20 protein-coding genes are annotated in these 16,146 nt (G+C 35.0%); 16 read left to right on the forward strand and 4 right to left on the reverse strand.

Features of this window, described 5'->3' with window-relative positions:
- Positions 1-4: 4 nt before the first annotated feature.
- Complete coding sequence (locus CIB95_RS07210) at positions 5-223, reverse strand: spore coat associated protein CotJA (RefSeq protein WP_094923729.1); 219 nt, start codon at positions 221-223, stop codon at positions 5-7.
- Between the two features lie 157 nt (positions 224-380).
- On the opposite strand from CIB95_RS07210, the gene CIB95_RS07215 reads away from it, so the two are divergent.
- The 3 genes from CIB95_RS07215 to CIB95_RS07225 all read left to right on the forward strand — a co-directional run bounded on the left by CIB95_RS07215 (position 381) and on the right by CIB95_RS07225 (position 2,260).
- The gene (locus CIB95_RS07215; RefSeq protein WP_094923732.1) at positions 381-779 is read left to right on the forward strand and encodes a hypothetical protein; all 399 of its coding nucleotides are present in this window, start codon (positions 381-383) and stop codon (positions 777-779) included.
- Positions 780-789: 10 nt separating this feature from the next.
- Entirely contained in the window at positions 790-1,557 is a 768-nt protein-coding gene (locus tag CIB95_RS07220) for a metallophosphoesterase (protein ID WP_094923734.1), read from the forward strand.
- 115 nt (positions 1,558-1,672) lie between these two features.
- On the forward strand, positions 1,673-2,260 hold the full coding sequence (locus CIB95_RS07225) for an adaptor protein MecA (protein ID WP_094923736.1): 588 nt from the start codon (positions 1,673-1,675) through the stop codon (positions 2,258-2,260).
- 82 nt (positions 2,261-2,342) lie between these two features.
- Here the strand turns inward: CIB95_RS07225 and CIB95_RS07230 are convergent, their stop codons facing one another.
- On the reverse strand, positions 2,343-3,011 hold the full coding sequence (locus CIB95_RS07230; protein WP_094923738.1) for a PIG-L deacetylase family protein: 669 nt from the start codon (positions 3,009-3,011) through the stop codon (positions 2,343-2,345).
- Positions 3,012-3,161: 150 nt separating this feature from the next.
- On the opposite strand from CIB95_RS07230, the gene CIB95_RS07235 reads away from it, so the two are divergent.
- The 3 genes from CIB95_RS07235 (at position 3,162) to CIB95_RS07245 (ending at position 6,561) form a co-directional block, all read left to right on the forward strand.
- Positions 3,162-4,073 (forward strand): D-alanine--D-alanine ligase, encoded by a 912-nt coding sequence (locus tag CIB95_RS07235; protein ID WP_094923740.1) that lies wholly within the window; start codon positions 3,162-3,164, stop codon positions 4,071-4,073.
- A 153-nt stretch (positions 4,074-4,226) separates the two neighbouring features.
- On the forward strand, positions 4,227-5,501 hold the full coding sequence (locus CIB95_RS07240) for a Glu/Leu/Phe/Val family dehydrogenase (RefSeq protein ID WP_094923741.1): 1,275 nt from the start codon (positions 4,227-4,229) through the stop codon (positions 5,499-5,501).
- 82 nt (positions 5,502-5,583) lie between these two features.
- Positions 5,584-6,561, forward strand: a complete 978-nt coding sequence (locus CIB95_RS07245; RefSeq protein WP_094923743.1) for a YpdA family putative bacillithiol disulfide reductase — start codon at positions 5,584-5,586, stop codon at positions 6,559-6,561.
- A gap of 385 nt (positions 6,562-6,946) precedes the next feature.
- On the opposite strand, the gene CIB95_RS07250 is transcribed toward CIB95_RS07245, so the two are convergent.
- Positions 6,947-7,918 (reverse strand): asparaginase, encoded by a 972-nt coding sequence (locus tag CIB95_RS07250; protein WP_094923744.1) that lies wholly within the window; start codon positions 7,916-7,918, stop codon positions 6,947-6,949.
- A gap of 196 nt (positions 7,919-8,114) precedes the next feature.
- Between CIB95_RS07250 and sleB the strand changes: the two genes are divergently transcribed.
- From sleB to fni, 7 genes are all read left to right on the forward strand, one after another.
- Entirely contained in the window at positions 8,115-8,915 is an 801-nt protein-coding gene (sleB, locus tag CIB95_RS07255; RefSeq protein ID WP_233144063.1) for a spore cortex-lytic enzyme, read from the forward strand.
- A 15-nt stretch (positions 8,916-8,930) separates the two neighbouring features.
- The gene (ypeB, locus tag CIB95_RS07260) at positions 8,931-10,280 is read left to right on the forward strand and encodes a germination protein YpeB (RefSeq protein ID WP_094923747.1); all 1,350 of its coding nucleotides are present in this window, start codon (positions 8,931-8,933) and stop codon (positions 10,278-10,280) included.
- 27 nt (positions 10,281-10,307) lie between these two features.
- Positions 10,308-10,490 (forward strand): DUF5359 family protein, encoded by a 183-nt coding sequence (locus CIB95_RS07265; protein WP_094923749.1) that lies wholly within the window; start codon positions 10,308-10,310, stop codon positions 10,488-10,490.
- 161 nt (positions 10,491-10,651) lie between these two features.
- Positions 10,652-11,329, forward strand: a complete 678-nt coding sequence (cmk, locus tag CIB95_RS07270) for a (d)CMP kinase (protein WP_094923752.1) — start codon at positions 10,652-10,654, stop codon at positions 11,327-11,329.
- Positions 11,329-11,910: a lysophospholipid acyltransferase family protein gene (locus CIB95_RS07275; protein WP_094923755.1), complete on the forward strand. Its 582-nt coding sequence runs from the start codon at positions 11,329-11,331 to the stop codon at positions 11,908-11,910. Before cmk ends, CIB95_RS07275 begins: the two co-directional genes overlap by 1 nt.
- 74 nt (positions 11,911-11,984) lie before the next feature.
- Positions 11,985-13,115, forward strand: a complete 1,131-nt coding sequence (rpsA, locus tag CIB95_RS07280; RefSeq protein ID WP_094923758.1) for a 30S ribosomal protein S1 — start codon at positions 11,985-11,987, stop codon at positions 13,113-13,115.
- A gap of 10 nt (positions 13,116-13,125) precedes the next feature.
- A complete protein-coding gene (gene fni / locus CIB95_RS07285; RefSeq protein WP_094923761.1) occupies positions 13,126-14,178 on the forward strand; it encodes a type 2 isopentenyl-diphosphate Delta-isomerase in 1,053 nt (350 codons plus the stop codon).
- Between the two features lie 12 nt (positions 14,179-14,190).
- On the opposite strand, the gene CIB95_RS07290 is transcribed toward fni, so the two are convergent.
- Positions 14,191-14,325, reverse strand: a complete 135-nt coding sequence (locus tag CIB95_RS07290; RefSeq protein WP_094923764.1) for a YpzI family protein — start codon at positions 14,323-14,325, stop codon at positions 14,191-14,193.
- Between the two features lie 93 nt (positions 14,326-14,418).
- On the opposite strand from CIB95_RS07290, the gene CIB95_RS07295 reads away from it, so the two are divergent.
- The 3 genes from CIB95_RS07295 to CIB95_RS07305 are packed head-to-tail and all read left to right on the forward strand — an operon-like array spanning position 14,419 to position 16,108.
- A complete protein-coding gene (locus CIB95_RS07295) occupies positions 14,419-15,033 on the forward strand; it encodes a YphA family membrane protein (RefSeq protein WP_094923767.1) in 615 nt (204 codons plus the stop codon).
- Positions 15,030-15,926 carry a YIEGIA family protein gene (locus tag CIB95_RS07300; protein WP_094923768.1) on the forward strand — a complete coding sequence of 299 codons (897 nt, stop codon included), beginning with the start codon at positions 15,030-15,032 and terminating at the stop codon, positions 15,924-15,926. The genes CIB95_RS07295 and CIB95_RS07300 overlap by 4 nt, the downstream gene beginning before the upstream one ends.
- Positions 15,923-16,108 carry a capping complex subunit for YIEGIA gene (locus tag CIB95_RS07305; protein ID WP_094923770.1) on the forward strand — a complete coding sequence of 62 codons (186 nt, stop codon included), beginning with the start codon at positions 15,923-15,925 and terminating at the stop codon, positions 16,106-16,108. Before CIB95_RS07300 ends, CIB95_RS07305 begins: the two co-directional genes overlap by 4 nt.
- The last annotated feature ends 38 nt before the right edge of the window (positions 16,109-16,146 follow it).

Genomic DNA, 16,146 nt, shown 5'->3' on the forward strand with positions numbered 1-16,146 from the left:
TCCTTTACTTTTTTTCGTAAGGTGAGTAGTAAGGGTCATAAAAGATTGGCCAAAGAGTTCCTTTCTTTAGTGCTTCTTTAGGTGAATATTGTTGTAATCCATAAGGCTGGAATCCGATGTAGAGGTTAGGTGGAGTAACGTAGTTTTTTACGGTTATTGGAGGACACGGATTGTTTTTTCCGATATATGGTTTGTATTGTTTTCTTACTGAAAAGTTGTTCAAGTATTTTTCCCTCCCTTCAAAAGCATAAATACTGAAGGAAATTCCTAATATCAGAATTCATTTCATCTTATGTCGATATATTTCTTTTATGTCTATTGGCAGAAATTCGTTGTATCTCGTTTTCTATTTCATACGATAGTAAAAGGGGGGGAGAGAAATGAAACGATTACTTTTATCTCTAACATTAGGAACTACATCACTTTATTTAGCTATTCGGTGGTTACCTTCAGAACAACCGATTAATACTTCTTATTATTTTGCCGATTTAATTTTCAACCCTATCAAGTTTTTTGCAGCAGCGGTTGCATTTTTATTTGCATTTTTGTTTCTGTCGAATGTTTTCCAAGCAGTTTTTACTGAAATCTATAACTTGTTTAAAAATAGAAAATCATTTTCACTAGTCAATCTTTTGTTCGGGTTAATGATCGTGTTTGTTCCTATTTTACTAATGGAGTATTCTGTCTGGACGTTGTATATTAATTTAATAATTGCTTTTATATATGGTATATTCACTTTAGATGTTGGTAGGGACACATCGATAGATCGAGACAACTAGGGGGCAAGGCATGGTTTTCTTTTTATTATTAATTTTTAGTTTCTCTTTACTACTTTTAATAAAGATGCTTAACGAAGCTAAACGAAATGATGTTATTAAAGAAACGATATATTTGAGTGATTTTCCGAGGGGTTTTAATGGTACGAAAGTATTTTTTATATCTGATATACATAAACGTGATATTGCTCCATCTATAATTGAAGAAGTTAAAGGAGCTGTTGATTTAGTAATTATTGCTGGGGATTTAACAGAAAAAGATGTATCTATTAAAAAAGTAGAAAGAAATATCAAAAAGTTGGTATCTATTGGTCCAACTTATTTTGTTTGGGGAAACAATGACTATGAAACAAACTACCGTGATTTAGATGTGTGCCTACTTAATAATGGAGTAAAAATCTTAGACAATACTGCAGTAACTTTTTCATCAGAAAGTGGTGAGGAACTACACCTTCTTGGTTTAGATGATATGAGTAGAAACCGAGATAATTTATCACTAGCAATTAGTGACAGTGGCTCTGGATATAAAATACTTGTTTGCCATGACCCTATGATCGGTAAGCAAATTAAGAAGGAACATAATATTGGCTTAGTATTAGCTGGACACACTCATGGAGGCCAGATTAGGATATTCGGTTATGGAATTGCACCAAAAGCTGGCATGAAAGATAAAGGACTTTATAAAGAGTTTATTAGTAATGGTTATGGAACTTCTAGGATTCCACTGCGCTTAGGTGCTCCAGCACAAACTCACATATTAGAGTTACAATCAAAGGAATAATCATTCATTCACATTTCAATCTTCTAGGCTCGCTTTTGTGGCACCATACTTAATGGAAGGCCATATAGTGTATGGAATATATTGAAACGTCAACGTGCAGTATTGGAGGAACACCATGCGCCTAGAAAGAGTGAATGAAGATAAAATTAAAATATTTCTTTCATCCGAAGATTTATTAATACGAGGAATTGCTGAAAACGAGCTTTGGGAAGACATGCCTAAAGTGCATGAATTCTTTAATGAACTATTGAATGAAGCAGAGAATAAATTGAAGTTTTCAACAGATTGTCCGATAGCAGTAGAGGTCTTCGTAAATTCAAAAGACGGTATTGTGTTAGAGGTTACGAGAAGTAGTATTGAAAAGCAATTTAACGATGATTTAGAAAGTAGAGAGCAAGTAGGGAGTATAGAAGAATGTAATGACTTAGGACTTTTCTATGCTTTTGAGACATTTGATGCAGTAATATATGCTTGTGAAAAATTACTTAGAATTGCTGTCAGTGATGGATCTATATATACGAAAGATAATATTTATTTTATCTATATTAATAACACTGATATGAAGGCGGAAACAATTAAGGCAGTTCTTTCAGAGTTTGGATATGAAGCGAATGAAACAGTTTATCAAGTTAGTGAATACGGGAAGTTACTCTTAACTGGAAGATGCTTTTCAAAAATTACAAATATATTTTTAAAAATTTAAGCCCATTTGCTACTGGCAAATGGGCTTTTGACGGACAGTTAAAAAGTTGACTTAACGAAAGAATGAGCGTTAATACCTTTGCTTATAATAATTCGTCTGTTTCCTTTGCAACGTTTTCAAACACAGATATGAAATATTCATTGTTATCAAATTTGTTAAAGTTGTCATCGTAAATCGTAGGGAATACTCTTTCGACGGATAAGTGTTGCGTTTTATGAGCTTGTAGAGCATTTTTCACTTTTTCAAGGTGAGTTGGTTTTATTGAAATTTTCACATCAATAGTTTCATGGATGGATGGTAGTGCAACAAAATAAAACCTTTTAATAAACGGCAATTCTTTAGCAGCTTGTAAAGTAGCTTTGGATATAGCTATATGGTCAGGGTGCCCTGATATTCCATCGGGTGGAAATGTAACTACTACTTCAGGCTTATACTGAGAAAGCAATTTAGTAACTGCTTGAAGGAGTTCGCCTTCTTTTAAAGAGTCTAGTTTACCATCAGAGTAAGTGCCTGTATGTAAATAATCAACACCTAAATATGCACAGGCAACTTTTAACTCTTGTTTACGCACTTTAGCCAATTCACTCTTTTCACAAACTGGGGGATAGCCACATTTACCAGCATCTCCTAATGTTGCAGAATAAACGACAGTTTTTACTTTAGGGTCGTCAGCATACTGTGCTAATAATCCTCCGACAGTAAATGCTTCATCATCTGGGTGGGCATAAGAGAAGAAGATTGTTTTGTCCATTTTTCTATCACTTCCTACACAAATATTTTTTATGACAGGTGTTTTTCCATGACATGCTTCATGATATAATACACTATCATACATAATAGGTACATTAAAAAGCTAAATCGAATATAATACGATACATATAAAATGAGGAGTGTCTTTACTATGAAAATTGCAGTTTTATACGGAGGAGTTTCAGCTGAAAGAGAAGTATCACTATCTTCAGGTAAAGGAATAATAAAAGCTCTAGAGGCAAATGGCCATGACGTTATTGGCATAGACTTTCACCCAAATAAATTAGATGAACTATTGTCACTACAAGTAGATATTGTATTTATTGGATTGCACGGTAAATATGGTGAGGACGGTAAAATCCAAGCATTATTAGATATGTTAAATATTCCATATGTTGGCTCTGGAGTATTAGGGTCAGCATTAGCGATGGATAAAGCCAAATCAAAAGCATACTTTGAGAAACAAGGAATTCGTATTGCAAAAAGTATAACTGTTAGAAAAAATGCATTTAATAAAGAATTCAACCACAATTTATCATATCCACTAGTTGTTAAACCTAATAGTGAAGGATCTACGATCGGGTTATCAATTGTAAAAGACAAAAAAGACTTTTATGATGCGATGATGTATGCTTTAAAACATGATGAAGTCGTAATGGTTGAAGAATTTGTAGAAGGTAAAGAAGTAACAGTAGCAGTTCTTGGTAAAAAAGATGAAGAAAAAGCACTACCTGTAGTTGAAATTATTCCTAAAAATGAAATTTATGATTATGAATCTAAATATGCACCTGGTGGAAGCGAACATATAGTTCCTGCCAATGTAGATGAGAAAACGACAAGATTATTACAAAACAATGCAGTTAAAGCTCACCAAGTGCTTGATTGTAACGTATATTCTCGAGTTGATTTTATTGTGCCAACTGATGGGTCTGAACCTGTAATTCTTGAAGTTAATACACTGCCAGGAATGACTCCTACTAGTCTTTTCCCTGACGCTGCAAGAGCAATAGGATTAAGCTACGAAGCGATGATTGAAGAACTTGTCAAATTGTCTTTGAACTAGCTTTTTAATTGGTAATATTACATTAAAAATAATTATTTAAAATTTTTTATTTTTTGTAATGTTTTCTCTTTGCATAAAAACACTCAAGGTGTATACTATGTCATGAAAGGTAGACAATAATATTTAGCTGAAGAACACAGGAGGTTTTTTTACATGGCAGCCGATCAAACAGGGGATAAGGCTCTTGATAATAAAATGAATGTACTACAATCTACTCAAACTATTATTCAGGATGCTTTAGATAAATTAGGTTATTCTGATGAAGTTTATGAATTAATGAAAGAACCAATTCGAATGATGACAGTTCGTATTCCTGTGCGAATGGATGATGGTTCTATAAAAATTTTCACAGGATTCCGTGCACAACATAATGATGCTGTTGGACCAACTAAAGGTGGCGTTCGTTTCCACCCTAATGTAACTGAGACTGAAGTTAAAGCATTATCCATTTGGATGAGTTTGAAGTGTGGAATCGTTGACTTACCATATGGTGGTGGTAAAGGTGGAATTATCTGTGAACCACGCGACATGTCGTTCAGAGAACTTGAACGTTTAAGTCGTGGGTATGTTAGAGCGATAAGCCAAATCGTAGGACCTACAAAAGATATTCCGGCGCCAGACGTATTTACAAATTCACAAATAATGGCTTGGATGATGGATGAATATAGCCGTATTGATGAATTCAACTCACCTGGATTTATTACTGGAAAACCACTTGTGTTAGGTGGATCTCATGGACGTGAATCTGCAACTGCAAAAGGTGTAACAATTTGTATCCGTGAAGCTGCTAAAAAGCGTGGGATTAAATTAGAAGGTGCACGTGTAGTTGTCCAAGGGTTTGGTAATGCTGGTAGTTTCTTAGCTAAATTTATGCATGATGCTGGTGCCAAAATTATTGGGATTTCAGATGCATATGGTGGGTTACATGACCCTGAAGGATTAGACATCGATTACTTATTAGATCGTCGTGATAGTTTTGGAACAGTTACGAAACTATTTGATGATACTATTTCAAATAAAGAGTTATTGGAGCTTGATTGCGATATTTTAGTTCCAGCTGCAATTGAAAACCAAATTACTGATGAAAATGCTGATAAAATTAAAGCTTCCATTGTAGTTGAAGCTGCAAATGGACCTACAACTTTAGAAGCAACTAAAATTTTAACTGAACGTGGCATTTTATTAGTTCCAGATGTTCTTGCTAGTGCCGGTGGAGTTACAGTTTCGTACTTCGAATGGGTACAAAATAACCAAGGGTTCTATTGGACAGAAGAAGAAGTAGAAGAAAGACTTGAAAAAGTTATGGTGCGCTCATTTAACAACATTTATGATACTGCAACAAACCGCAACGTTAACATGCGATTGGCTGCATACATGGTTGGTGTTCGTAAAATGGCAGAGGCATCGCGCTTTAGAGGGTGGATTTAAATTTACTGAAAATTTTCAATCTCCTATCTTTCAAGGATAGGGGATTTTTTTATTACTAAAAAGCAAATGGAGTGAATGTCCTATGAAAACTGAACGAGTAATTATTGTTGGAGGAGGCCCTTGTGGACTCTCTGCAGCAATTGCGTTGCAAGAAAATGGCATCAACCCATTAATTATTGAAAAAGGAAATGTTGTTAATTCGATATATCATTATCCAACACATCAAACGTTTTTTAGCACGAGTGAAAAACTAGAAATTGGTAATGTTCCTTTTATTATTGAAGGTAGAAAACCACATCGTAATCAAGCACTAGCATATTATCGTACGGTTACTAAGAAAAAAAATGTACGTGTGAATGCTTTTGAACAAGTAACGTCAGTAAACAAACAAGATGATGATTCGTTTGTTGTTGAAACGAATAAAGAAACGTATACTGCGGAGAAAGTTATTCTTGCAACAGGATATTATGATAACCCAAATTATGCAGGTATTCCTGGAGAAAATTTGGCGAAAGTGTCTCATTATTTTAAAGAAGGACATCCATATTTTGATAAAAACGTAGCTGTTATTGGCGGAAAGAATTCTGCAATAGATGCTGCACTAGAATTGAATAAATGTGGAGCTCGAGTGACAGTAATCTATCGAGGTAGCGAATATTCAAAAAGTATTAAGCCGTGGATTCTCCCAGAGTTTGAAGCATTAGTTAAAAACAAAGAAGTTACAATGGTATTTGATGGTGTCGTGACGTCTATCAACGAAAATGAAATTACGTACACATGTCCTGATGGAGACAAGACTATTAAAAATGACTTTGTCTTTGCGATGACCGGTTATCGACCAGATCATAACTTTATTAAGCAAATCGGTGTTAATATTGATCGCGAAACTGGCAGGCCAATAGTTGATGAAAGTACTATGGAAACTAATATTAAAGGCATTTATATAGCTGGTGTAATTGCAGCGGGAAATAATGCCAATGAAATCTTCATTGAAAATGGTAGGCATCATGGGCCATTAATAGCTAATCATATTGCAAATAAGGAAAACGCTTCAAACTAGTTGAAGCGTTTTTTATTTAGGCTTATAAAATTAAAATATTTTAGGTTTTACGCTGCTAAGCGTTCGCCTCGCTTTTCTTTATTGATCCAGCTTCAACTTTCAGCGCCTAGTTAACTTCACACTTCTCAACTACGATAAGTCAACTTCAATGCTAAAGCATTGAGTTTCCTTTATCTCGTCTTGAAGTGTTCCAGTTCATACGGCGCCAAACGAAAGTTTCAGCTTTTCTGATTGTCCAGCTGCGGCTCACAACGACTAGAAACCTATAGACTTCTCACTTTCAATAAGTCAACATCGACTCACTTCGCTCGTTCGTGTTTCCTTTATCTTAGCTCAAAGTGTTATAAGGTTTTACGTCGCTGGACGTTCGCCTCGCTTTTCTACCTTATTGATAAAACATTTGTTGTATTTTCTCTCTACTTTCAGTTGTTTCTAATGCAACTAATAATTTTATTCTTGCTTTTTGACCATTTAAGCCATTTGAAAATATCATTCCCATTTCTTTTAATTGCTTGCCACCGCCATCATAACCGTAAACGTCCTGTACGATGCCGTTGAAGCATCTAGATACAAGCACGATTGGAATATCTTGTTCTAATAGTTTTTGTAAAGCAGGGACAACAGCTGGCGGTAGGTTACCTTGTCCAAGTGCTTCAATGACTAAGCCATTGATAGGTGATGAACTAATAGCCTCGATTAAACTTTCATCCATACCAGCAAAAGCCTTTAATAATATAACATTTTTCTTTAATTCTCTGACTTGATAACGGTCTCTTCTTATTGGCTTATGGTGAAACGTTATTCGGTGTTTTGTAACAATACCAACTGGACCATATTGTGGACTTTGAAAAGTTGCAATATTACTACTGTGTGTCTTTGTAACGTTTTTTGCGGTATGTATTTCATCATTTAATACTACTAATACGCCCTGTCCTCTTGCCTCTTCACTTAGAGCAACTCTAATCGACGATACTAAATTATGTGGACCATCTGAACCTAGCTCATTACTTGAGCGCATTGCCCCTGTAACAACTATCGGTATATCAGATTGGACGATTAAATCAAGTAGATATGCAGTTTCCTCTAGCGTGTCAGTACCATGTGTAATGACAATTCCTTCGATATGGTCGTCAGTGATTTTTTGTTCAATATGACTTGCTAATTTAACCATATGAGCAATCGTAATGTGAGGTGATGGTAGGTTCAAGAAAATATCTTCTTTTAAATCTGCCATATCTTTTATTGCAGGAATGATAGAAGCTAAAGGATGATGTTCATTTGGTTTTACTGATCCTGTTTGTTTATCTTCAATCATAGCAATTGTTCCACCAGTATGGATAATTAATATCTTCTTCATTATAAATCCTCCCATAATAAACATTAATACTATCATACCAAAATTGTTCAATAGTTAAATGTGTTCCTAATAATTTTTTCCAAGTTGAGTTGGTTAATGGTATAAAATCCGCTTCTTAACAGAAAATACAACTATCAATAATTATTAGGAGGAAAGTAGAATGAAGCCAGTTAAAAAATCATTAGCGATGTTGTTAATGTTTTTCACATTTACCGCAATGTTTTATTCAAATGCAATTACAGATCAGTCTGCAGATGCTTTTTCTTCACAAGTCCTCCAACGTGGAGCAACTGGAAATGACGTAATTGAATTGCAAGCAAGGTTGCAATATATCGGTTTATATAAAGGAAAAATCGATGGCATATTTGGTTGGGGTACATATTGGGGGGTACGTAATTTCCAAAAAAACTATGGCCTTGCAGTCGACGGAATAGTCGGACCAAAGACAAAACAAAAATTAAATGGTGTTTCAAAGTATTACAAAGATTGGGTATTAGAACAGATAAGAACCGGTGCGAAATTTACACATTATGGCGGGACACCACTTGCAAAGCAAACGATACCAAAAAAAGCTACAACCCAAACAAAACAAGCAACTACAGCAGAAAATACTGAAAAAGCTGCAAATATACCAAGTGGGTTTTCTGCAAATGATATTAAGTTAATGGCGAATGCTGTTTATGGTGAAGCAAGAGGAGAGCCATACATCGGCCAAGTAGCAGTTGCGGCAGTTATTTTAAATCGTGTGCAAAGTCCGAGCTTTCCTAATACTGTTTCTGGAGTAATCTTTGAGCCAAGAGCGTTTACGGCTGTAGCTGACGGACAAATTTGGCTAACGCCCAATGAATCAGCGAAAAAAGCAGTTGTAGATGCAATGAACGGCTGGGATCCTACTGGAGAAGCGATTTATTACTTTAATCCTGCAACCGCAACTTCGAAGTGGATTTGGAGTAGACCACTAATTAAAACAATAGGGAAACACCGATTTTGTAAATAGAAGAGGTGAATGAAAATGATCAGAATGATATTGATGGGAATACTTGGTATTGCGGTAGTTGCAACTGGCTATTGGGGCTACCAAGAACACCAAGAAAAGAACTTAGTATTAATTCATGCGGAAAATAACTATCAACGCGCCTTTCATGATTTGACGTTCCATATTGATGCATTACACGATCAAATAGGTATAACGTTAGCAATGAACTCAAGAACACAACTTTCGAAGGCATTAGCGGAAGTATGGAAATTATCTTCACAAGCTCATGGTGATGTAGGTCAACTACCGTTAACACTTTTACCCTTTAATAAAACGGAAGAGTTCCTTGCTAAAATTGGAGAATTTAGTTATCGCACGGCTATTCGGGATTTAGATAAGGAACCGTTAACGGATGACGAATATAATACACTTAAAGACTTATATAAAAAATCAAAAGATATCCAGTCAGAATTGCGAGATGTCCAAACGACAGTTTTAAAGGAAAATCTCCGTTGGATGGATGTTGAGCTTGCGTTAGTGTCTGCCACTGAACCGTTAGACAACACAATAATTGATGGTTTTAAAACGGTTGATAAGAAAGTGGACGGATACTCTGATGTCAATTGGGGCGCAGATATGACGCAAGCGCAAAAAAATGAGGATGAAAAATTTGCAAATGTCGAAGGAAAAAAAATCTCTGAAAAAGAAGCGATTGAAATTGCACAAAACTTTTTTGGTATAAAGCAAAATTTAGAAGTAGATGTAACGGAGAGTGGAGATGGATCAAACTATGGCTTTTATAGTCTGACTTTCAAACACCCAGAACATAAATCTAATGTGTATATGGATGTAACAAAAAAAGGTGGCTTCCCAATTTGGGTATTACAAGATCGAGAAGTAAAAAATAGAAAGATATCCTTAAATAAAGCAGCGGAACAAGCAAAAGAATTTTTAAATGAACATGACTTTATCGGGATGGAATTATTAGATAGTGCCCAATACGATAATGTTGGGGTATTTAGTTTTATTAGGGTAGAAGGAGACGTTAGAATTTTTTCAGAAAGAATTAGTATGAAAGTTGCTTTAGATGGTGGGGATATCATTGGTTTCCAAGCGGAAGATTATTTATTAGCAAATCATGATCATACTGATTTTAATCCAAAAATAACAAAAGAAGATGCATTAGCTGAGATTAATCCTAATGTTGACATTCAAGAAGACCACCTTGCTGTCATAGTAAATGACTTAGGAGAAGAAGTACTTTGCTTTGAATTTTTAGGAATACTAGGAAACGATACGTATCGAATGTTCATCAATGCGGAAGATGGTACAGAAGAAAAGGTTGAAAAACTTGAGAGTTCAGAGCCTGTGTATGATGAATTATAAACTGAGTAGCTAGGTAGTGGTATTGGTATGAACATTGTAGATAAAGTATTAATTTTTTGTATTACAAGTTTATTTTTTCTTATAATCGTAAGTCAACTTTTATTAGAAAATGAAAAAATAGCACCTTATGTAAATGAAACAATACACTATGAAGGTGTCGTAAAAAGTCAACAGTCGAAAGTTGTCGAAACGATAGACCAAAATAAATGATTGTGATATCATAACGAAGGAAATAAAACTGTATATAAATAAATTAACTGTACGTTAATCATTTTAATAGGTTATGATAAAAGCAGGAATAACCCTGCTTTTATTTTTATTTAATGAGAGCAATAACAGTTAACTAACTAGGTGAATGTTGGGGGAAAAACATGAAAAATAATATTCGAATTGCCATTGATGGACCTGCAGCGGCAGGAAAAAGTACGGTAGCAAAAGTAGTTGCTGAACGTCTTTCTTACATATATATCGATACTGGTGCAATGTATCGTGCCTTAACTTTAAAGTGTTTAAATGAAAATATTGATTTAGAAAACGAATTAGAAGTAACAAAAATTCTACCGAAAACGTCTATACAATTGCTACCATCGGAAAAAGGTCAGCAAGTGATTTTAGATAATAAAAATGTAAGTGAAGAGATTAGAACTTCTAAAGTTACTAACAATGTTTCTTTAATTGCTAAGTTAAGTTCCGTTAGAGATGAGATGGTTAAAAGGCAGCAAATTCTAGCAGAAGATGGCGGGATTGTTATGGATGGACGAGATATCGGAACTCATGTGTTACCAAATGCCGAGGTAAAGATTTTCATGCTAGCATCTGTTGAGGAACGTGCAAGAAGAAGGTATGAAGAAGAAATTTCTAAAGGATATGACTCAAATTTAGAAGTGTTGAAAGAAGAAATTGCTGCTCGTGATAAAATTGATTCTGAAAGAGAGTTCGCTCCTTTAAGGAAAGCCTCTGATGCGATTGAAATCGATTCTACTCATTTATCAATTGATGAAGTTGTAAATCGTATAATGGAAATTGTTCGAGAGAGGGTTGGTCAATAATGTCATTATATGCAGTTGGACGCTCACTTTTTTACACTTATTTTAAACTCTTTAATCGAGTTGAAGCAATTGGAATAGAAAATGTCCCAAAAGAAGGCGGGATTGTTGCGTGCTCTAATCACATTTCAGCGCTAGACCCCCCTCTATTAGGGACGATGTTTCCAAGGAAAGTACATTTCATGGCAAAAGCAGAATTGTTTACTATCCCAATTTTAAAAAGCATTATTAAAGCAATGGGAGCTTTTCCAGTTCGTAGAGGAATGGGAGATAAACAAGCATTACGTACTGGCTTACAAATGGTTGGGGAGCAAAAAGTAATCGGCATCTTCCCGGAAGGAACACGTAGTAAAGATGGGAAGCTACAAAAGGGACTGGCAGGTTCGGCTTTTTTTGCATTAAAATCTGAAGCTAAAGTTGTCCCTTGTGCAATTGTTGGAAGTTATGCGCCTTTTAAGAAATTAAAAATCTATTTTGGGGAACCAGTAGATTTAGAAGATCTAAAAGATCAAAAAGGTGCTACACAATTAGCTACCGATAGAATAATGTTGCATATTCAGCAATTAATCGATCAAGACGCTTGACAAAAACGGCATTTTGTTAGACCTTTTAATTAGAGAAAATAAATAGAACGTTGTTTCTATAAGGAGGAAATATTATGGGTGAGGGTATGACATTTCAAGTTGGAGATGTGTTAGAAGGTACAGTTTCAAAAGTTGAAGAAAAGTTTGCTAAAGTTGAAATTGGAGAAGGCAAAGAAGGTATTTTACCGATAAGTGAAATTTCATCATTTCATTTAGAAAGCGCTTCAGAAAAAGTTTCAGAAGGTAAATCTCTTAAACTTAAAGTTGTTAAACTAGATGATGAGGATGTAATTTTATCATTAAAAGCAATTGAAACGGATAATGCATGGGAAGATTTAGAGAAAAAATATCAAGCTAATGAGACTTTTGAAGTTACTGTTAAAGAGGAAGTAAAAGGTGGATTAGTTGCTAATGTTGGACTACGTGCTTTCATTCCTGCTTCTCTAGTAGATACTCAATTCGTTGAAGACTTTTCTGAGTTCGTAGGGAAGACTATTAAAGTGAAAATTTCCGAAATGGATAAAGAAAAAAGTCGTGTGATTTTATCACGTAAGGCTGTATTAGAAGAAGAAGAGAAAATGGGTAGAGTAAAAGCATTTGAAGCTATTAAAGCAGGTAATGTTGTTGAAGGTACAGTTCAACGCATTACAAACTTTGGAGTTTTTATCGATTTAGGTGGAGTTGATGGATTAGTTCATATTTCTCAATTATCACATGAGCGAGTTGAACAGCCGAGTGAAGTAGTAAAAGAAGGGGAAACGGTTAAAGTTAAAGTATTGGAAGTTGACCCTGATAACGAACGAATTTCATTATCAATAAAAGCAACACTTCCTGGACCATGGGATGCCGTAAAAGGTTCTATTAAAGTAGGAGATATAATCGAAGGAAAAGTAACTAGAATTGTTAATTTTGGTGCTTTTGTAGAAATAGAGCATGGAGTTGAAGGTTTAGTTCATATTTCTCAACTTTCTACAGATCGTGTTACCAAAGTGAATGATGTTTTAAAAGAAGGGCAAACTGTAAGTGCTAAGATTACAGATGCAGACTTTGCAAAAAAACGTATTTCATTAAGTATTCGTGCTTTAGAAGAAGGGAAGCAGCGCGAGGAAATGGAAAAATACGTGAAAGAATATCAGCAAGATGAAAACACTGGATTCTCCTTAGGAGACCGCATCGGTGATCAATTAAATAAACTACGTAAATAAAGGTGATAATGTGAGTCGTTCAAAGCGTAAATTGGAGCATATTAATTATGCGATTTCAACAGGACAAAAACGAACTCACGGTCTCGATGACATTTCTTTTGTGCATAACAGTTTACCAGGCATTGCACTTCAGGATGTTTCACTGCGGACAAAAATAGGCGAACTTTCTATAAGTTCGCCTATTTTTATTAATGCAATGACTGGTGGGGGCGGCGAAAAAACAGAAAAAATTAATGCTCTATTAGCGGAAGTTGCAAAAATATGTGACTTACCAATCGCTGTTGGATCGCAAATGGCAGCCATTAAAGATATAAGTCAAAGCAGGTCGTTTGAGATTGTGCGTAAAGTTCATAAAAACGGAATAGTATTTGCAAACATAGGCAGTGAAGCATCTGTTGAACAAGCCCAAAAAGCTGTAGATATGATTGATGCAAATGCGCTGCAAATTCATTTAAATGTTATTCAAGAATTAGTGATGCCAGAAGGTGACCGTGATTTTACTGGTGTCCTTAATCGAATCGAAGCAATCGTTAACAAGTTAACTGTTCCTGTTATTGTCAAAGAAGTAGGATTTGGAATGAGCAAGCAAACAGTTAGTAAATTAAAGGGTATTGGTGTCTCAATCGTTGATGTTGGTGGTTTTGGTGGAACAAACTTCGCTACTGTGGAAAACCAAAGAAGGTCTAAGCAACTTGAACAGTTTAATGATTGGGGAATACCAACGTCTGTTTCTATCGGTGAAGCAAAGGCCTCATCACCATCTATATCAATTCTAGCATCTGGCGGAATACAAACTAGTAGTGAAATTGCTAAAGCAGTATCATTAGGTGCAAGTGCTGTTGGTGTAGCTGGTTATTTTTTAAAAATATTGCTTGAAGATGGACAGGAAGCACTCATTAACGAGATACAACATATGCAAGATGGATTGAAAATAATTATGACAGCTTTAGGTACAAAGTCAGTCAATGAATTGCAAAATGCTCCAATAGTAATAAGAGGTGAAACATTATCTTGGTTTGAGCAAAGAGCAATTAATATACAAAACCTTGCACAAAAAAAATGATGGGATTTCCCATCATTTTTTATTTCTTTCGCGAGCCTCTTCAGGGCTTTCTAACCTTGTTGCTCCAGCATACTTTAGACTTTGGTCACGGTCCGATTCAACGGTCCGTGATTTTTTTAGTCGTTTTTCTTGACGATCTCTTCCCATTAACAATCCCCCTTTACTTTTCATTATTCCAAACAAATTGAAAATCATTCGACTAAGATTTATGAAAGGTACCGATAATGGGTACTATAGGAGGTGAAGGAAATCGACGGTATCTTATTTCTATGGCTGGCATGGATAATTTGGGTAGTTGCTACGTTTCTATTCAGAAGATCGAAAGAACGTTATTTAATAACTGTAGTAGCACTACTAAGCATAATTTTTTCTCATACATATGTTGAGTTACCTTACTTAACGATTAATATTGCAATGTTATTTTTAATGCTATTAGGCTGTTACATCGTTGCAAAAAGTACCATTTTACAAAGATGTTATTTGTTTATCGTTTCTTCCATTTTAATGATGGCTTATGTTGCAATATTAGCTATCCATTTATTTGACCCAGTCTGGTTCTTATTGAACAAAAAATTTGTAATAGTTATTTTATGTTCGTTTATCCTCCTTTTGTTATGCAGAGATATGAAACAAGGATTAGCGGTGTTGTTTATTGGAGTTAATGTCGGTGACATTATTTTTTCACTTGTCATATATAACATTCACTTAGTTACCTTTCAGCAACCATTGTTTGCGTTAGATGTTATTAGTTTATCAATTACATTTACTTATATCTTTAACACTTACTTTAACACGGTATCTTCAATACAAAAATCGTCAATGAAATCATCGAAGAGAGGTAGAGCGCTACTATGAATGAATATACTTACCCTGTGATTTTTGGAATTACTATAGGTACACTGGCTAGATTATACATGCTAAAAACAGATTACAGGCAATATCCTACATATCCGCATGGGAAAGTAATTAATGTTGCATTAGGATTTATAGCAGCTTCTCTTGGAACAGTTGCTGTCCCATCATTTATGGAAGAAAATTTTACAGCTGTTACATTTTTAGCATTAGCAGCGTCTCAATTTAGAGAAGTAAGAAATATGGAACGTAATACATTGTCAGAATTAGATCAATACGAATTAGTACCTAGAGGAAAAACTTATATAGAGGGGATTGCTATTGTTTTTGAAGGGAGAAATTACTTAGTAATATTTGCTTCTTTCATTTCTACCTTGTTGTATTTAGCATTTAATATTTGGGCTGGGATTTTAGGGGCTATTGGAGCTTTATTACTAGCTAAATCATTGATGTCAGGAAAGCAGCTAAAACATATCGTCAATATTAAGAAAGCGGAGCTATCATTCGATGGCCCTGGTTTATATGTAGATAATATCTATATTATGAACATTGGATTGCCAGAGCGACAAAAAGAAATCTTAAAGTATGGCATGGGTTTTATTTTAGAACCAAAGGATTTTAATGTGCGAGCTACAATAGGTCACCTCGGTCAAAGACAAGCAATACTTCATGATGCATCAGTATCTTTAGGTGTATTTCGTGACTCTGGAACACCAGCACTTGTTCCGTTAATAAAACGAGATTTGGATGATGGCAGAATAGGTGTTTTTATTTTGCCTCAAGTTCAAGATGTAGCAAAAGCAATTGCTGTTATCGAGCGTGTACCTGTCTTAGAAAATGCATTCCGCTTGCCAACGGAGTCTGATGCCAATCAAAAAGGAAGTGAACTAGATTGAACCTTGAAAAATATATCCTAGCTGTAATTACTACAAGTTGTGAAAATATCAAAGGTGGAGCCCCGACGTTTTGCTGTGAAAATGAAGATGAGGCACAAAAAGTCGCAGCTGATTTAGAGGCTATTTTAGATGGGATTTCACATCGCTTAGCTAATGGGATGTATATTATCGTAAAACATTAGTTGTCGGATTATGTCTTTTTTGTTAAGATTAAAACGCC

Source organism: Lottiidibacillus patelloidae (assembly GCF_002262935.1).
GTDB lineage: Bacteria > Bacillota > Bacilli > Bacillales > SA5d-4 > Lottiidibacillus > Lottiidibacillus patelloidae.